Source organism: Streptomyces sp. A1136 (assembly GCF_004795055.1).
GTDB lineage: Bacteria > Actinomycetota > Actinomycetes > Streptomycetales > Streptomycetaceae > Streptomyces.
This window is the reverse complement of record NZ_SSBJ01000001.1, coordinates 294,890-308,606: the sequence shown is the minus strand read 5'-3', so window position 1 is coordinate 308,606 and position 13,717 is coordinate 294,890. Positions and strand designations below refer to the sequence as shown.

Here is a 13,717-nt window from a genome sequence, read left to right as displayed (position 1 = left end):
GAAGCGCGAGGCCGCCCTGGGATCGGTCGCAGGTGCCGAAGCGGGGTCCGTCTCAGGTTGTAGAGCCGGCCTCGGGCGCACCTCCTGAAGGTGGAGGAGGCGATAGGCCGGGCCGGCTTCCGGCTCACCCGTCGACACTGAGGATCAGGCCGGAGGTCGGCACCCCCGTACCGGCCGTCACCAGGCTGTGAGCAGCGCCGGAGATCTGGTTGACGGAGGTGCCGCGCAGCTGTCGGACGGCCTCGGCGATGCCGTTCATGCCATGCAGGTACGCCTCTCCGAGCTGGCCACCGTGGGTATTGAGGGGGAGCGCGTCGGCGGCGACGAAGTCGGCGGCCTCCCCGGGTCCGCAGAACCCGAACTCTTCCAGCTGCATGAGAACGAAGGGGGTGAAGTGGTCGTAGAGGATGCCGACGTCGATGTCCGAGGGCCGCAGTCCGCTGGTCCGCCACAGTTGGCGCGCGACGACGTCCATTTCCGGCAGCCCGGTCAGGTCGTCCCGGTAGAAGGAGGTCATGGCCTCCTGGCGGCTCCCTGCGCCCTGCGCCGCCGCCGTGATCACGGCGGGCGTCTGCCGCAGGGAGCGGGCCCGGTCGGCACTGGTCACGATCAGGGCCTGGCCGCCGTCCGTCTCCTGGCAGCAGTCCAGGAGCCGCAAGGGCTCGACGATCCAGCGCGACGCGGTGTGGTCGGCGAGGGTAATGGGCTTGCCGTGGAAGTAGGCGGCCGGGTTGTTCGCGGCGTGCCGGCGGCCGGTGACCGCGACGTGGCCGAAGGCCTCGGGCGTCAGGTGGTACGCGTGCAGGTAGCGCTGGGCAGCCATGGCCACCCATGACGCCGGGGTGAGCAGTCCCCAGGGCAGCGACCAGCCGAGGGCCGCGCCTTCCGCCGAGGGTTCGCGCTGCTGGACCCCCGACCCGAAGCGGCGCCCGGAGCGCTCGTTGAACGCGCGGTAGCAGACCACGACCTCGGCGACCCCGGTGGCGACGGCGAGCGCGGCCTGTTGGATCGTGGCGCAGGCCGCGCCACCGCCGTAATGGACCCGGGAGAAGAAGGACAGCTCCCCGATTCCGGCCGCCTGCGCGACGGTGATCTCGGGGTTGGTGTCCATCGTGAAGGTGACCATGCCGTCGACATCGGCGGGGACCAGTCCGGCGTCGTCAAGGGCGGCCTGCACGGCTTCGACCGCGAGTTTGAGCTCGCTGCGGCCGGAGTCCTTGGAGAACTCGGTCGCGCCGATGCCCACGATGGCGGCCCGGCCGCCCAATTCGTCCCGGGTGCGGACGCTCACTCTCCGGCCCCCCGGCGCTCCGGGGCGCCCTGGGCAGGACGAGCTCGCAGGGACACAGCTCCCAGGGACACCGTGACGGTGCCGGTGACGTGGTTCCCGATGCCGTTGGCCCCGACCACCCGGATCTCGGCGGTGTCCCCGTCCAAGGCGGTGACAGTACCGGTCAGGGTCATGGTGTCTCCCGGGTAGTTGGGGGCGCCGAGGCGGATGGCCACCTTGCGGAGGATGGCGGCCGGCCCGAAATGATCGGTGATGTACCGACCGACCAGGCCGTTGGTGGTCAGGATGTTCATGAAGATGTCCGGGGAGCCCTTTTCGCGCGCGAGTTCGGCGTCATGGTGCACGTCCTGGTAGTCCCGGGAGGCGATGGCGCCGGCGACGATGAGCGTGCGGGTGACCGGGATCTCCAGCGCCGGCAGTGCGTCACCGACCCTCATCTGTCGTCCCCTCTGTGGAGGCCTGCGGCGGCCCGTCGGCCAGGAGCGTGCCCAGCTCGGCCAGCAGCTCGCTGCCACAGCCCAGGTAGGCGTCCAACTGGCGCCCCCACAGGAAGTGGCGGTGGACGGGGTGGTCCAGGTCGGCGCCCGTGCCGCCGTGCAGGTGTTGACCGGTGTGGACGACCCGCTTGCCGGCTTCCGAGGCCCACCAGGCCGCCGTCAGCGCGTGTTCGTGTGCGGACAGGCCCTCGTCGAGGCGCCAGGCCGCCTCGTAGGTGGTGACCCGGATCGCCTCCGTGTCCATGTGGGCGTCGGCGGCCCGCAGCATGACCCCCTGGTTGGTGGAGAGGGGCCGGCCGAACTGCTCGCGAGTGGAGGTGTACTCCACGGCCCGGGCCAGCGAGCCCGCGCAGACGCCCGCCTGAAGCCCGGCGAAGGCGGTACGGGCGACGGCGAGGACGTCCTCGTAGACCCCCGGCCCCTGCCCGAGCCGTTCGGCCTGTGCGCCGGTCAGGGTCAGCCGGCCCGCGCCCCACGGCGCGGTGGTCTCCACCGCGGAGGTTTCCACGCCGGGCAGGTCGGTCCGTACGAGCCACACGGACCGCCCCGCGTCGGGCACCAGGACATGGGTGGCGTCGCGCAGCCACGGGACGACCGGGGCGGTGCCGGTGAGCCGGCCGTCCGGTGTGGCGCTGATCCTGCCGCGCCCGGGGAAGGCGCCCGTGGCCACCGCCTCACCCGTCCCGAGGGCGGGCAGCAGCCGGGCGCGCTGGTCGGGGCCGCCGTGCCGGATCAGGGGGAGGATTCCGTAGGCACAGGTGGCGGCGTACGGAACCTGGGCCGTCGTGCGGCCCTGCTCCTCCAACAGGAGCACCAGCCCCAGCAGGCCGATGTCCTCGACGGCGGCCGCCAGCCCGGCACTCGTCAGGGCCTTCCACAGTTCGGCGTCGCTTCCGGTTCCGGCGGCAGTCAGGCGCTCGTGAGTGGAGAGGTCGCGGAAGACGCGGGCGGCGAGGCCGGTCGCGGCGGTCTGTTCCTCGGTCGGCCGGAAGTCCATCAGCCCTCGCCCCCTCGGAAGACGGGCAGTTCCAGATCCTCGTCCACGCGCAGGAACTCCAGTCGGACGGGCAGGCCTACACGAACCTTGTCGTACGGCACACCGGTGATGTTGCCGATGATCCGCACCCCCTCGGCGAGTTCCACGAGCGCGACCGCGTAGGGAGGGTCGAACGCCGGGAAGGGCGGATGGTGCATGACGACATAGCTGAAGACGGTGCCGGCCCCGCTTGCCTCGACGGTGTCCCAGTCGGGGCTCGCGCAGGCGTGGCAGCCGGGGAGCCAGGGGAATCGGAGGGTGCCGCAGGCCGTACAGCGCTGGATCAGCAGCTTGTGCGCGCGCACCCCGTCCCAGAAGCCCTGGTTGTCGCGGTTGATCACCGGCCGCGGGCGGCGCGCACCGGGCTGTCCGCGCTGCGCGGGCCGCCGGGCCGGCGCGAACTTGAGGATGCGGAAGCGGTGGGTGCCGGCGAGTTCCCCGTTCGCGCGTACGTCCATCCGGGTCGTCACGAAGTGGCCGGTGCCGAGCTTGGTCGTCTTGCGCGGCGAGACCGACTCGATCACGGCGTCGAAGGTGACGGCGTCTCCCGGGCGCAGCGGGCGGAGGTACTCCTGTTCGCAGTCGGTGGCGACCACCGAGGTGTACCCGGCGCCGTCCAGGAGCGCGAAGAGCTCGTCGTAGGCGGAGGAGCGGTCGCTGTGTCCGGAGAGCCCGCCCATCGTCCAGGCTTGGAGCATGGTGGGCGGGGCGATGGCGGCCGGGCCGGTGTAGGCGGGGTTGGTGTCGCCCATCGCCTCGCACCAGTGGCGGATCATCGGTGCGTTCACCACGTCCTTGCCGCGCCCCGCGGTGGCGGCGGGGCGCCCTTCGAAGTCCTTCAGCAGGGCGTGGAAGGGGGCCGCCTCGTCCAGGTCCCCGGCCGGCTCGGCGGTCATCGCTTCCGCCCCTTCATGCCGAGCCGCATCATGGCGACGATCTCCCGCTGGACCTCGCTGACCCCGCCGCCGAAGGTGTTGATCTGGGCGGCGCGGTTCATGCGCTCCAGCTCGCCTCCCGCGAAGCCCGCGGGCCCGCGTAAGAGAGCCTCCTCGCCCACCGCTTCCTGGCACATCCGGTACACCTCGACGGTGGACTCGGTACCCAGGAACTTGACGCCGCCGGCGTCGCCCGGGCCGAGGGTGCCGTCGCCGACATCCTGGACGAGGCGCCAGTTCAGGAGGCGTACGGCGGCCAGTCGTGCGTGGGCCTCGGCGAGGCGGGAACGTACCCAGGGCCGGTCCGCCGGGCGCTCGCCGGTGACCGGGTCGGGGGTACGGGCATGGCCGAGCGCGCGTTCGTAGAAATCCTCGGCCTGCATGCCTATGGCGGCCAGGGCCACGCGTTCGTGGTTGAGCTGGTTGGTGATCAGCCCCCAGCCGCCGTGTTCGGGGCCGACGAGGTGACCGGCGGGCACGCGGACGGAGTCGTAGTACGTGGCCGTGGTGGTGAGTCCGCCGACCGTTTCGATCGGGGTCCAGCCGAAGCCGGGGGCGTCGGTGGGCACCAGGATGATCGAGATGCCCTTGTGTTTGGGGGCGCGGGGATCGGTTCGGCAGGCGAGCCAGATCCAGTCGGCGTTCTGGGCGTTGGAGGTGAAGATCTTCTGCCCGTCGATCAGCCAGTGTCCCTCTGGGCCACCCTCGCGCACGGCGCGGGTGCGCAGCGAGGCGAGGTCGGTCCCGGCCTCGGGCTCCGAGTAGCCGATGGCGAAGACGAGCTCGCCCTTGAGGATGCGCGGGAGGAAGTGGTCCTTCTGCGCCCGGGTCCCGTACTTCATCAGGGTCGGCCCGACCGTGTTGAGAGTGACCATGGAGACGGGGGCCCCGGCCCGGTACGCCTCGTCGAAGAACACGAACTGCTCCTCGGCGCCGCGCCCTTGGCCGCCGTACTCGACGGGCCAGCCCAGTCCGAGCAGTCCGTCGCCGCCGATGCGGCGCAGTACTGCGCGTTGGGCGGCCGGGTCCTGGGGCGGCCCGTCGGGGAGGAGTTCGCGGAAGTACTCCCGCAGTTCGGAGCGGAGCCGCAACTGGTCTCCGGTCGGGGCGAGGTGCACGCGCGGGCCTCCCGGCTTCACATCGACGAGTGAACTGACTGTCCGTCAGATTCGCGGTCGATGTCAAGGTGCCGAGAGCACGAAGAGCGGGCCGGGAGGCGCGCGGGGGCGGCGGGCGGCGGGCGGCGGGAAAGGGCATCGAGTGGAGGGGCATCACACGGGCGCCCCGATCAGCCAGCCCCCTTCAGACGGCGTCACCGGCACGGGTTGTTGCCGGCCACGGCGCTGCCGACGATGCCGGCGACGCTCGCACTCGACGCGGCGTTCACGAAGGCGCCGTTGTCCGCCGAGGCCACGTCGCCGACGAGGGCGATTGATCCACACCCCCTCAGCCCCAGAACAACAGCACCCCTGAATCCACTGACACTCTCGCCACAGGGTGGGAGAGGTCGTTTCGCCAATACCACTACTCCGGACATGCCAAAAAGGGCCGCGCCGTCCGGGGAATCCCACTGTCTCCCGGGCCTGCGACCCTGCGATGCCTTGCTTTGCGCCCCCCGTGCGCCCCCGGCGCCGCCGGGGCTCTCTCCAACGCGCCCTGTCGACGGGGCGCCTTGGGCGCGCTCCACGGCCGTACCCGGCCGGGATCCGGCGCCCGCTGTTCCGCTTCGCTCCGCCACGCCTGACGTGCCCCTACGCGGCGAGCCCCCACTGCCGCGCCACGTCCCGGGCTCGGCCGGCGGCGGCGAGGGCCGTGGCCTGCCGGCCGGGGCCACCGGTCTCGGGAGAGGCGGTCGGTTGCGCGGCGGCTCCCGCGAGCCCACCCGCGGCAAGGGCGGTGGTCGAACGACGGACAGAGGGGCTCTTGCCGTGCGCCTCGGCCCGGATCCGCTGCTTGATCGTGGGCGGGAGCGATCCTCCCCGCATCATCGCCCGCCACGTCCGCCGCGCCACCACCGCCGGCCGGCGCCGACCGGCGGGAACCGCCGGGGCGGTCTCGCCCGTACGGGGGGCCTCAGTGGCCTTCACGCCGAAACCGAGCGCGGCGAGGAGGGCCACGACCGCGGCGAGGAGAGTGGTCCAGAACGACGAGACGGTGCTGCGGAGAGCCATGACGGGTCCCTCATTTCGCGATGTTCCGACGGGCGGATCTGAATACATTCGCCATCATGGTTCCGCAACCGCACGAACCCCACCGCGCACGCCGATCTTCCGACAAACACCACCCAAAGGGGCCAATGCCCCTCGGTGACTTCCCAGGCGGCCCGGAGCCGTCGACACCGGGCAGAGGTGCGGACCGCGGCTTCCGGCGCCGCAACGACAGAACGGCCCCCGACCGTGTTCCTGGTCGGGGGCCGTCCGTTCACCGGCGGTGGGTGTGGGATTTGAACCCACGGTGACATCGCTGCCACGACGGTTTTCAAGACCGTTCCCTTAGGCCGCTCGGGCAACCCACCTGGCCGGTACAGAGTACCGGGCGAAGGGGGTGTGTGGGCGCTGGGTCAGGCGGTTGGGGCTGGTCGTGGGCCGCCTCGGTCTCGTCGCCGAAGTACGGGCCCAAGGTCGTCGTGCCGGTGTGGATCGGGCGCCGGGTGCCATGGCGGTGATGAGATGTCGGGGCACGGTCACAACCTTCGGTCGTTCCGGCCGCGAAACGGGCGACTCCTGCTGCTCCGGGCTCAACTGGTGAGCAGGACGCCCCCGTAGGACACTCCGGCGACCACCACCCAGGCGCCGAGACCCAGTACCGCCGCCCGACCTCCGGTCCGGGCCAGGGTGGGCAGGTGGACCGCGGTGCCCAGCCCGAACAGGGCCGCGGCCAGCAGGGCCTCCTGGGCGGTATGCGCCCAGTCCAGCGCCACCTCGGGCAGTACGCCGGTGGCGCGCAGCGCGGCCGACAGCAGGAAGCCGGCCACGAAGAGGGGCACCGGGGCGGGGCGTCGCCCCGAGGCCGTACGCACCCCGCGCCGCCGGGCCCGTAGCGAGAACGCCACCGCCGCCACGAGCGGGGCCAGCAGCGCCACCCGCATGAGCTTGACCAGGACCGCCTCACCCAGGGCGCCGGGACCCGCGGTCTGCGCGGTCGCCACCACCTGCCCGACGTCATGGACGCTCGCGCCCACCCACCGGCCGAATTCCAGGTCGGACAGGCCCAAGGGACCCTGGAGGAGCGGGAGCACGGCAATGGCCAACGTTCCACACAGAGTGACCAGGGCTACCGAAGAGGCCATGTCCTCCTCGTCGCTGCCGGACACCTCGCTCACCGCGCCGATGGCCGAGGCCCCGCAGATCGAATACCCGGTGGCGATCAACAACGGCTGGTCTCCCGGCAGCCCCAGGCGCCGGCCCAGCCACAGGGTGCCGAAGAAGGTGGCCGCGACGACCCCGCTCACCATCACCACCGTCGACCAGCCCAACCGGAGCACCTGGTCGAGGCCCAAACCCAGGCCGAGCAGGACGATGCCGATGCGCATCAGCCTCCGCCCCGCCAGTGAGAGCCCCGGGCGCGCGGGTCCTCGTACGACGCTCCGAGTGGCCGGTAGGTGTGCGACGAAGATGCCCAGCACCACCGACGCGGTGAGCATCGGCACCGCCGGCACCACCAGATGCACACACCACGCCAGGAAGGCGCCGAGGGCCGCGAACGCCAGCCCGGGCCAAGAAGAGGGGGAGGTTTCACGTGAAACACGGGCGGCCGGACCTGTTTCACGTGAAACATGACGCAGCCGGTCCCACAGGGGACGGTGGGTGGGCCGGTTCAGCAGGGCCATCAGCCGGCCGGGATCGTGTAGACACGGCGCACGCTACTGCCCAGGCGTGCGACGTCGGCGCCGTAGACGTGGATGGAGATGGCGGTCGTGCGACAGGAGTTGCGGACCTTGTGGATATCGCCGGGCGGGGCGAACCCGCAGACGTCACCCGGCCCGTTCACGACCTCCTCCGTCGGCACCAGACGGGCGCCCGACGTCGCCGTGGCCGGCGCCAGCCGGTAGCGAAGTTCGCTCTCGGCCCCTTCGTAGACGCCGGCCACGCACCAGGCGACGTGATCGTGGATCGCGGTCTCCTGCCCCGGTAACCACACCAGCGCGACCACCGAGAAGCTGCCGTCCGGCTCGGCGTGCAATACGTGCTGCCGGTAGCGGTCCGCGTGCCCCTCCCGCTGTTCGGGCGTGAGGAGATCATCGCGGCGCAGGTACGGGGCGAGCCGTTCACCGACGAGGTGGGCGGTCAGGTCGGGTACGAACCCACGCTCCACGACGGCGCGGATCTCACTGACGAGGGTGGCCATGCTCGTGGTCGTGCGGGCCGGTGTGGTGGTGGTCATACAGGGAGCGTCCGGGCAGCCCACCCATCACGTCCAACGACAGTTCCGACCCGAAATCCCAAGCCGCGTTTATGAATCGGCGTGGACGCAGGACCCGGCGTCAGCAGCCGACGCGGTTCTCCGCGACCCGTTTCAGTTGCTCCAGGACCACCGCCGTCGCGGGAATCCTCAGGTGATCGCGATACACGTACGCGGCGATGTGGCGGCGGGCGGCCGGCTGGAGCGGGCGACCGCAGACCTTGTTCAGGGAGAGTGAGGGGAGCACGAGGGCGGGCATCATGGCCACGCCCAAGCCCTGGGCGACGAGGCTCTGCACCACGAGATTGTCGTCGGTCGCGAACCGGATGTCGGGGACGAAGCCGAGCTCCGCGCACTCGTGGAGCAGGTTGGCCCGGCATCGCGGGCAGCCGGCGATCCAGCGTTCCCCGGCCAGATCGGCGAGGTGGACGGCCCGGCGTCGGGCCAAGGGGTGCCCGGTCGGCAGCAGCACCGTCAGCTGGTCCTCCAGCAGCTTGACCTCGGCGACCTCCTCCGGAACCTCCTCGTGCAGCCCGGGGTAGGTGAAGGCGAGCGTGATATCGCATTCCCCGCGCTGAAGCCGCCGCAAGGACTCCGGGGGTTCCCCCTCCAGCAACTCGACCTGGATACCCGGGTGCTCCTTCCCCAGCCCGCTGAGCGCCTCGGGCACGAGGGTGACATTGGCGCTGGGGAATCCGCAGAGTCGCACCCGCCCGGTGCGCAGCCGCGCGTACGCCTTCAGCTGGGCCTCGGCCGCGGAGAGGCTGCCGAGGATGGATTCGGCGTGCCGGGCCATGGACTCGCCGGCCTCGGTGAGCTGCATCCTCCGGCCGACCCTGGTGAAGAGCGGGGTGCCGACGGCGCGCTCCAACGCCTTCATCTGCTGGGTGATCGCGGGCTGGGTGTACCCCAGGACGCGCGCGGCCGCCGAGTATGACCCGGAGGCGACCACTTCGTGGAATGTCCGTATGTGCCGAGAATCGAACACGAAGGAAGCATAAGCGGACGTTGGGAGGGGCCGTAGGCGGAATCCCGCCCACGGCCCCTCTCCATCAAGCCATTGGCCGGCGCGCGTTGAGCGAACGCCCCTGCCACGTCAGGGTCAGGGCTTGTCGCCCACCCGAGAGCCGAGCGTGATGTCCACCGTGTTCGGCTTGCCGTCGCGCAGGTACGTGAGCTTCACCGTGTCGCCCGGCTTGTACGTCCAGATCTCACTGATCAGCGTCGGGCCGCTGTCGATCGGCTTGCCGCCGAACTGGGTGATGATGTCGCCGGGCTTGAGGCCCGCCTTGCCGGCCGGACCGTTGGGGTCGACCAGCTCGTTGGCGGAGGCGCCCTGCTCGGAGATCTTGGCCCCTTCGACCTTGGCCTGGAGGTCCACCGACACCGAGATGATCGGGTAGACCGGCTTGCCAGTCTTGATCAGCGACTGGGCGACGTTCTTGGCCTGGTTGATCGGGATGGCGAAACCGAGGCCGATCGAGCCCGCCTGGCCGCCACCGAAACCACCGTTCCCGGCGGACTGGATCGCCGAGTTGATGCCGATGACCGCACCGCGCCCGTCGAGGAGCGGGCCGCCGGAGTTGCCCGGGTTGATCGAGGCGTCGGTCTGCAGCGCGCTCATGTACGAGTTCTTGCCCCCGGAGGCGTCCCCGGAGGCGACCGGGCGGTTCTTGGCGCTGATGATGCCGGTGGTGACCGTGTTGGACAGACCGAAGGGCGCGCCGATGGCGATCGTCGAATCGCCGACGGCGACCTTGTCGGAGTCACCGAGCGGAAGCGGCTTCAATCCGGTCGGCGCGTTCTTGAGCTTGATCACGGCCACGTCGTAGCCCTGCGCCCGGCCGACCACCTCGGCGTCGTACTTCTTGCCGTTGGAGAAGGTCGCGGTCAGCTTGCCGCCGTTGGCGGCGGAGGCGACGACGTGGTTGTTGGTGAGGATGTGGCCCTCTTCGTCATAGACGAATCCGGTACCCGTGCCGCCTTCTCCGTCCCCGGCCGAGGCCTCGATGGTGACCACGCTCGGCAGCGAACCCGCCGCCAGGCCCGCGACCGAGCCCGGCTCGCGCTTGAGGTCCTTGGGGGTGGTGGCGGTGATCGTGGTCGATCCGGCGCCGTCGTTGCCGCGTTCCGCCGCCCAGTAGCCGACCCCACCTCCGACGCCGCCGGCGAGGAGGGCCGCGACGAGTACGGCCGCGATCAGGCCGCCCCGGCCCTTGGGCTTCGGGGCGGGAGCGCCGTGCGCGGTCAGCGGGGCTCCCCAGGTGTCACCGCCGTGTCCGCCGTCACCGCCGTACGCCGGGACGGTGGGCGGCGGCGGGGGCCAACCTTCCGCGCCGTGCGCCGCCGGGGCCTGGCCGTACGGGGCCTGCCCCTGAGGAGTCTGCCCGTACGGGTCCTGCGCCCCGGGGGACGTCTGCCCGTACGCGGGAGGGGCGGGCGGAGCTGCTGCCGGGATCTGTCGGGTCGGCTCGGTACCGGCCCCAGGCGCCGGAGGGTGTGCCTCGTGCGCGCTCGCGTCGACCGGTGCGGCACCCGGCCGGCCGGCGGACGAGGGCTCGGGGGTGGTGGAAGCGGCCACGGGCACAGGGGGTGCGGACGGGGCCGCGGGGGGCGTCGGGGCCGCGGTGCCCTCGTTCTCGGTGCTCACAGCGCTCTCTCCTCGTTCACACACACGGCTACTGGTGCTGGGTATCTGGTCTACCGGTCCGACTGAACGTTCGACGTGCCGCACAAGTTCCGATACAGAGCCTTTCCCATGACCCGTCAGAGCACTGTAAGCCGGACCTGTGCATCTCCCCCCATTCTTTATATCCGACATTTCACACGCATCAGCAGGACGCACCCCGACGCGTGTGGCCCCCTCGGTGGCACCATGACCCGGTGACCCATGCAACGCCGCACCCCATTCAGGTCGTCGCCCACCGGGGCGCCTCGGAGGATGCCCCCGAGCACACCCTGGCCGCCTATCGGAAAGCCATCGAAGACGGCGCCGACGGCCTCGAATGTGATGTCCGGCTCACCGCCGACGGCCACCTGGTGCTGGTCCACGACCGCCGGGTCAACCGCACCTCCAACGGCCGCGGCGCCGTCTCGGCCCTGGAACTGGCCGACCTCGCCGCCCTCGACTTCGGGTCGTGGAAGGACCGCGAGGAATCGCCCGACTGGGACGCCGACCCCGAACGCACCTCGGTCCTCACCTTGGAGCGGCTGCTGGAGCTGGTCTCCGACGCCGGCCGGCCGGTGCAGTTGGCGATCGAGACGAAACACCCCACCCGCTGGGCCGGACAGGTGGAAGAACGGCTCCTCTTCCTCCTCAAGCGCTTCGGACTGGACGCCCCGACCGCCGAGGGCCCGCATCCCGTCCGGGTCATGAGCTTCTCCCCCCGCTCCCTCCACCGGGTACGGGCGGCGGCTCCGACGATCCCCACCGTCTACTTGATGCAGTTCATCTCCCCGCGACTGCGGGACGGGCGCCTTCCGGCCGGGGTGAGCATCGCCGGCCCCGGCCTGCGGATCGTGCGCAACCACCCCGGTTACATCCGCAGGCTTCAGGCAGCGGGCCACCCCGTTCACGTATGGACCGTAAACGAACCAGAGGACGTTCAGCTCTGCGCTGATTTGGGCGTAGAAGCGATCATCACGAACAGACCGCGTCAGGTTCTGTCCCAGCTAGGGCGCTGACGTCCCTATTTGCACACCCGCCACACTCGCCTCCCTGGTAACAGGGTGTGCACCGGCGCATCCGGACCGCATTCGACAGTCGTGAATGCGTCAGCGGTCCCGTCCGTGGCGGTTTCCGGTCCAGGCCATTGGGGCATCCAGACCATGGCGTGGGGCTAAGGAGGTTCCGGGGGTGGCGTTGGTGATGGCACAGGAAGTGCCCACGTCGTCGTGCATGGGCGTGCGCCATGGTCCTGCGGGCGTGGGCGAGGCGAGGCGCCGGATGCGCAAGGAACTGCGTATCAGCGGGGTGTCCGAAACGGTCGTGGACGACGCCGTTCTGATCCTTTCCGAACTGCTCAGCAACGCTTGCCGACACGGCCGGCCACTGGGCGAGCGGGAAGTCGGGGACGGGGAGATCCGCGCCGCATGGGGCGTCGACAAGGCGGGACGACTGACGGTCGAGGTCACGGACGGCGGCGGGCCCACCCGCCCGGTTCCCGCCACGCCTTCGGTCACCGCGCGGGGCGGTCGGGGGCTGAACATCATCAGCGCCCTGGCCCAGGACTGGGGCGTCCGGGACGGAGCGGCGGGTGAGGTCACCGTCTGGGTGATCGTCGCCTGTGGGACCCGGCACGAGGACTTCGCTACGCGCGTCGCGTCCCCGGCGATCGACTTCGGTACGGCCTTCGACGATCTCGACACCTGAGAGCGGAGCCCGGCCCCCGGCAGGGGGTTGGACGGCCCCGTCCGCGGGCCGAGGACAAACGCCCGGGCCGCGGGGGAAGCGGAAGGCGGCCGTCCGGGAGCGCACGCCGACCGTGCTCCCGGCCGCATCCACCGGTTCCGGCGGTACCAACGGCTAGGCTCGCGCCCAGAACCCGCCGTACCGCCGCAACCGGGAGACACCCACGATGGCAAAGAAGCGCCCCGCCGCGAAGACCGCGAAGCCGCAGCTCGACAACGGGGAAATCCCGGTGGTGGGCGCGCGTGAGCCCTGTCCCTGCGGTTCCGGACGCCGCTACAAGGCCTGCCACGGCGCCGCGGCCGCGCACGCGGTCACCGAGCACGTGCGGCGTCCCTTCGAGGGCCTGCCGGGCGAGTGCGACTGGGTGGCGCTGCGCGAGCTCGTTCCCGCGGCGACCGTGCCGCTGACCCTCAAGGGCGGCCTGCCCGAGGGCGTCCCCTCCGTCACGCTGGTCACCGTACTGCCGATGGCATGGCCGGCCCTGCGCCGCGAGGACGGTTCGGTCCTGCTCGGCCTCCAGAACGACTCGACCACCGGCGACCTCGCCCGGGACATGGCGGACACGTTGGCGCGCGCGCTGACGGCGGAGCCGGGATCTCCGGTTCCGGCGCGTCGGGTTCCGGCCGAGGGCCCGCGACTTCAGGATCTCCTGGACTCCGACGGCGTTTTCGAGCCGGTTGTGCACAGTGGCTTCGAATTCTGGATTCCGGATGCGGAGAGCGCTCAGAACGCCTCCCCCGAGGTCGCCGCCTCGCTGGAACGCGCCAACGCCGCGGCCATCCCGACGGTCAAGCTGACCGGCGTGGACGCCGCCTACTGGTGCGAGACCCCCGAGAAGAACCACCTGCGGTGGGTCATGCCGCACCCCGAGGAAAAGCTGCTGGACGCGCTGGCGCGGCTGCACGCGGCCGGTACCTCCTCGCTCGGCGAAGGCACCAAGCTCGTCGGGTCGTTCCGCGCCCACGGCCTGATGGTCCCCGTGTGGGACCTGCCCACCGGGGTCTCGGCCGACGACGTGGAGAAGCCCGCCGCGGAGTTCGCGGAGCGCCTGGCCGCGGCCTTGGCGACGGATGCCCCGCTGACCTCCGAGGAGCGCCGGGCACGCGGCGGGCTCACCAACCGTCAGGTGACGCTCAGCTGACCCCA

General features: G+C 71.3%; 13 protein-coding genes and 1 tRNA gene. 3 read left to right on the top strand and 11 right to left on the bottom strand.

Annotation, left to right across the window (positions count from 1 at the left end; all coding sequences use genetic code 11):
• Positions 1-124: 124 nt before the first annotated feature.
• The 11 genes from E6R62_RS01435 to E6R62_RS01385 form a co-directional block, all read right to left on the bottom strand.
• The gene (locus E6R62_RS01435) at positions 125-1,291 is read right to left on the bottom strand and encodes a lipid-transfer protein (RefSeq protein ID WP_136210492.1); all 1,167 of its coding nucleotides are present in this window, start codon (positions 1,289-1,291) and stop codon (positions 125-127) included.
• Positions 1,288-1,728 (bottom strand): MaoC family dehydratase, encoded by a 441-nt coding sequence (locus E6R62_RS01430; protein ID WP_136210490.1) that lies wholly within the window; start codon positions 1,726-1,728, stop codon positions 1,288-1,290. The genes E6R62_RS01435 and E6R62_RS01430 overlap by 4 nt, the downstream gene beginning before the upstream one ends.
• On the bottom strand, positions 1,715-2,785 hold the full coding sequence (locus E6R62_RS01425) for an acyl-CoA dehydrogenase family protein (protein ID WP_136210488.1): 1,071 nt from the start codon (positions 2,783-2,785) through the stop codon (positions 1,715-1,717). The genes E6R62_RS01430 and E6R62_RS01425 overlap by 14 nt, the downstream gene beginning before the upstream one ends.
• The gene (locus E6R62_RS01420) at positions 2,785-3,720 is read right to left on the bottom strand and encodes a bifunctional MaoC family dehydratase N-terminal/OB-fold nucleic acid binding domain-containing protein (RefSeq protein ID WP_136210486.1); all 936 of its coding nucleotides are present in this window, start codon (positions 3,718-3,720) and stop codon (positions 2,785-2,787) included. The genes E6R62_RS01425 and E6R62_RS01420 overlap by 1 nt, the downstream gene beginning before the upstream one ends.
• A complete protein-coding gene (locus tag E6R62_RS01415; protein ID WP_136210484.1) occupies positions 3,717-4,877 on the bottom strand; it encodes an acyl-CoA dehydrogenase family protein in 1,161 nt (386 codons plus the stop codon). Before E6R62_RS01415 ends, E6R62_RS01420 begins: the two co-directional genes overlap by 4 nt.
• A 633-nt stretch (positions 4,878-5,510) precedes the next feature.
• The gene (locus E6R62_RS01410; protein WP_240801422.1) at positions 5,511-5,930 is read right to left on the bottom strand and encodes a DUF6344 domain-containing protein; all 420 of its coding nucleotides are present in this window, start codon (positions 5,928-5,930) and stop codon (positions 5,511-5,513) included.
• A 257-nt stretch (positions 5,931-6,187) separates the two neighbouring features.
• Positions 6,188-6,274, bottom strand: a tRNA-Ser gene (locus E6R62_RS01405).
• Positions 6,275-6,496: 222 nt separating this feature from the next.
• Positions 6,497-7,588, bottom strand: coding sequence for a YeiH family protein (locus tag E6R62_RS01400; protein WP_136210480.1), 1,092 nt, complete (start codon positions 7,586-7,588; stop codon positions 6,497-6,499).
• Positions 7,588-8,142, bottom strand: a complete 555-nt coding sequence (locus tag E6R62_RS01395) for a cysteine dioxygenase family protein (protein ID WP_136210478.1) — start codon at positions 8,140-8,142, stop codon at positions 7,588-7,590. The genes E6R62_RS01400 and E6R62_RS01395 overlap by 1 nt, the downstream gene beginning before the upstream one ends.
• A 100-nt stretch (positions 8,143-8,242) precedes the next feature.
• Positions 8,243-9,148 (bottom strand): LysR family transcriptional regulator, encoded by a 906-nt coding sequence (locus E6R62_RS01390; RefSeq protein ID WP_136210476.1) that lies wholly within the window; start codon positions 9,146-9,148, stop codon positions 8,243-8,245.
• A gap of 114 nt (positions 9,149-9,262) precedes the next feature.
• Complete coding sequence (locus tag E6R62_RS01385) at positions 9,263-10,810, bottom strand: S1C family serine protease (RefSeq protein WP_136210474.1); 1,548 nt, start codon at positions 10,808-10,810, stop codon at positions 9,263-9,265.
• Between the two features lie 233 nt (positions 10,811-11,043).
• On the opposite strand from E6R62_RS01385, the gene E6R62_RS01380 reads away from it, so the two are divergent.
• From E6R62_RS01380 to E6R62_RS01370, 3 genes are all read left to right on the top strand, one after another.
• Complete coding sequence (locus E6R62_RS01380; protein ID WP_136210472.1) at positions 11,044-11,844, top strand: glycerophosphodiester phosphodiesterase; 801 nt, start codon at positions 11,044-11,046, stop codon at positions 11,842-11,844.
• Positions 11,845-11,929: 85 nt separating this feature from the next.
• Positions 11,930-12,532: an ATP-binding protein gene (locus E6R62_RS01375; protein WP_136210470.1), complete on the top strand. Its 603-nt coding sequence runs from the start codon at positions 11,930-11,932 to the stop codon at positions 12,530-12,532.
• A gap of 205 nt (positions 12,533-12,737) precedes the next feature.
• Entirely contained in the window at positions 12,738-13,712 is a 975-nt protein-coding gene (locus E6R62_RS01370; protein WP_136210468.1) for a DUF5926 family protein, read from the top strand.
• Positions 13,713-13,717 lie beyond the last annotated feature (5 nt).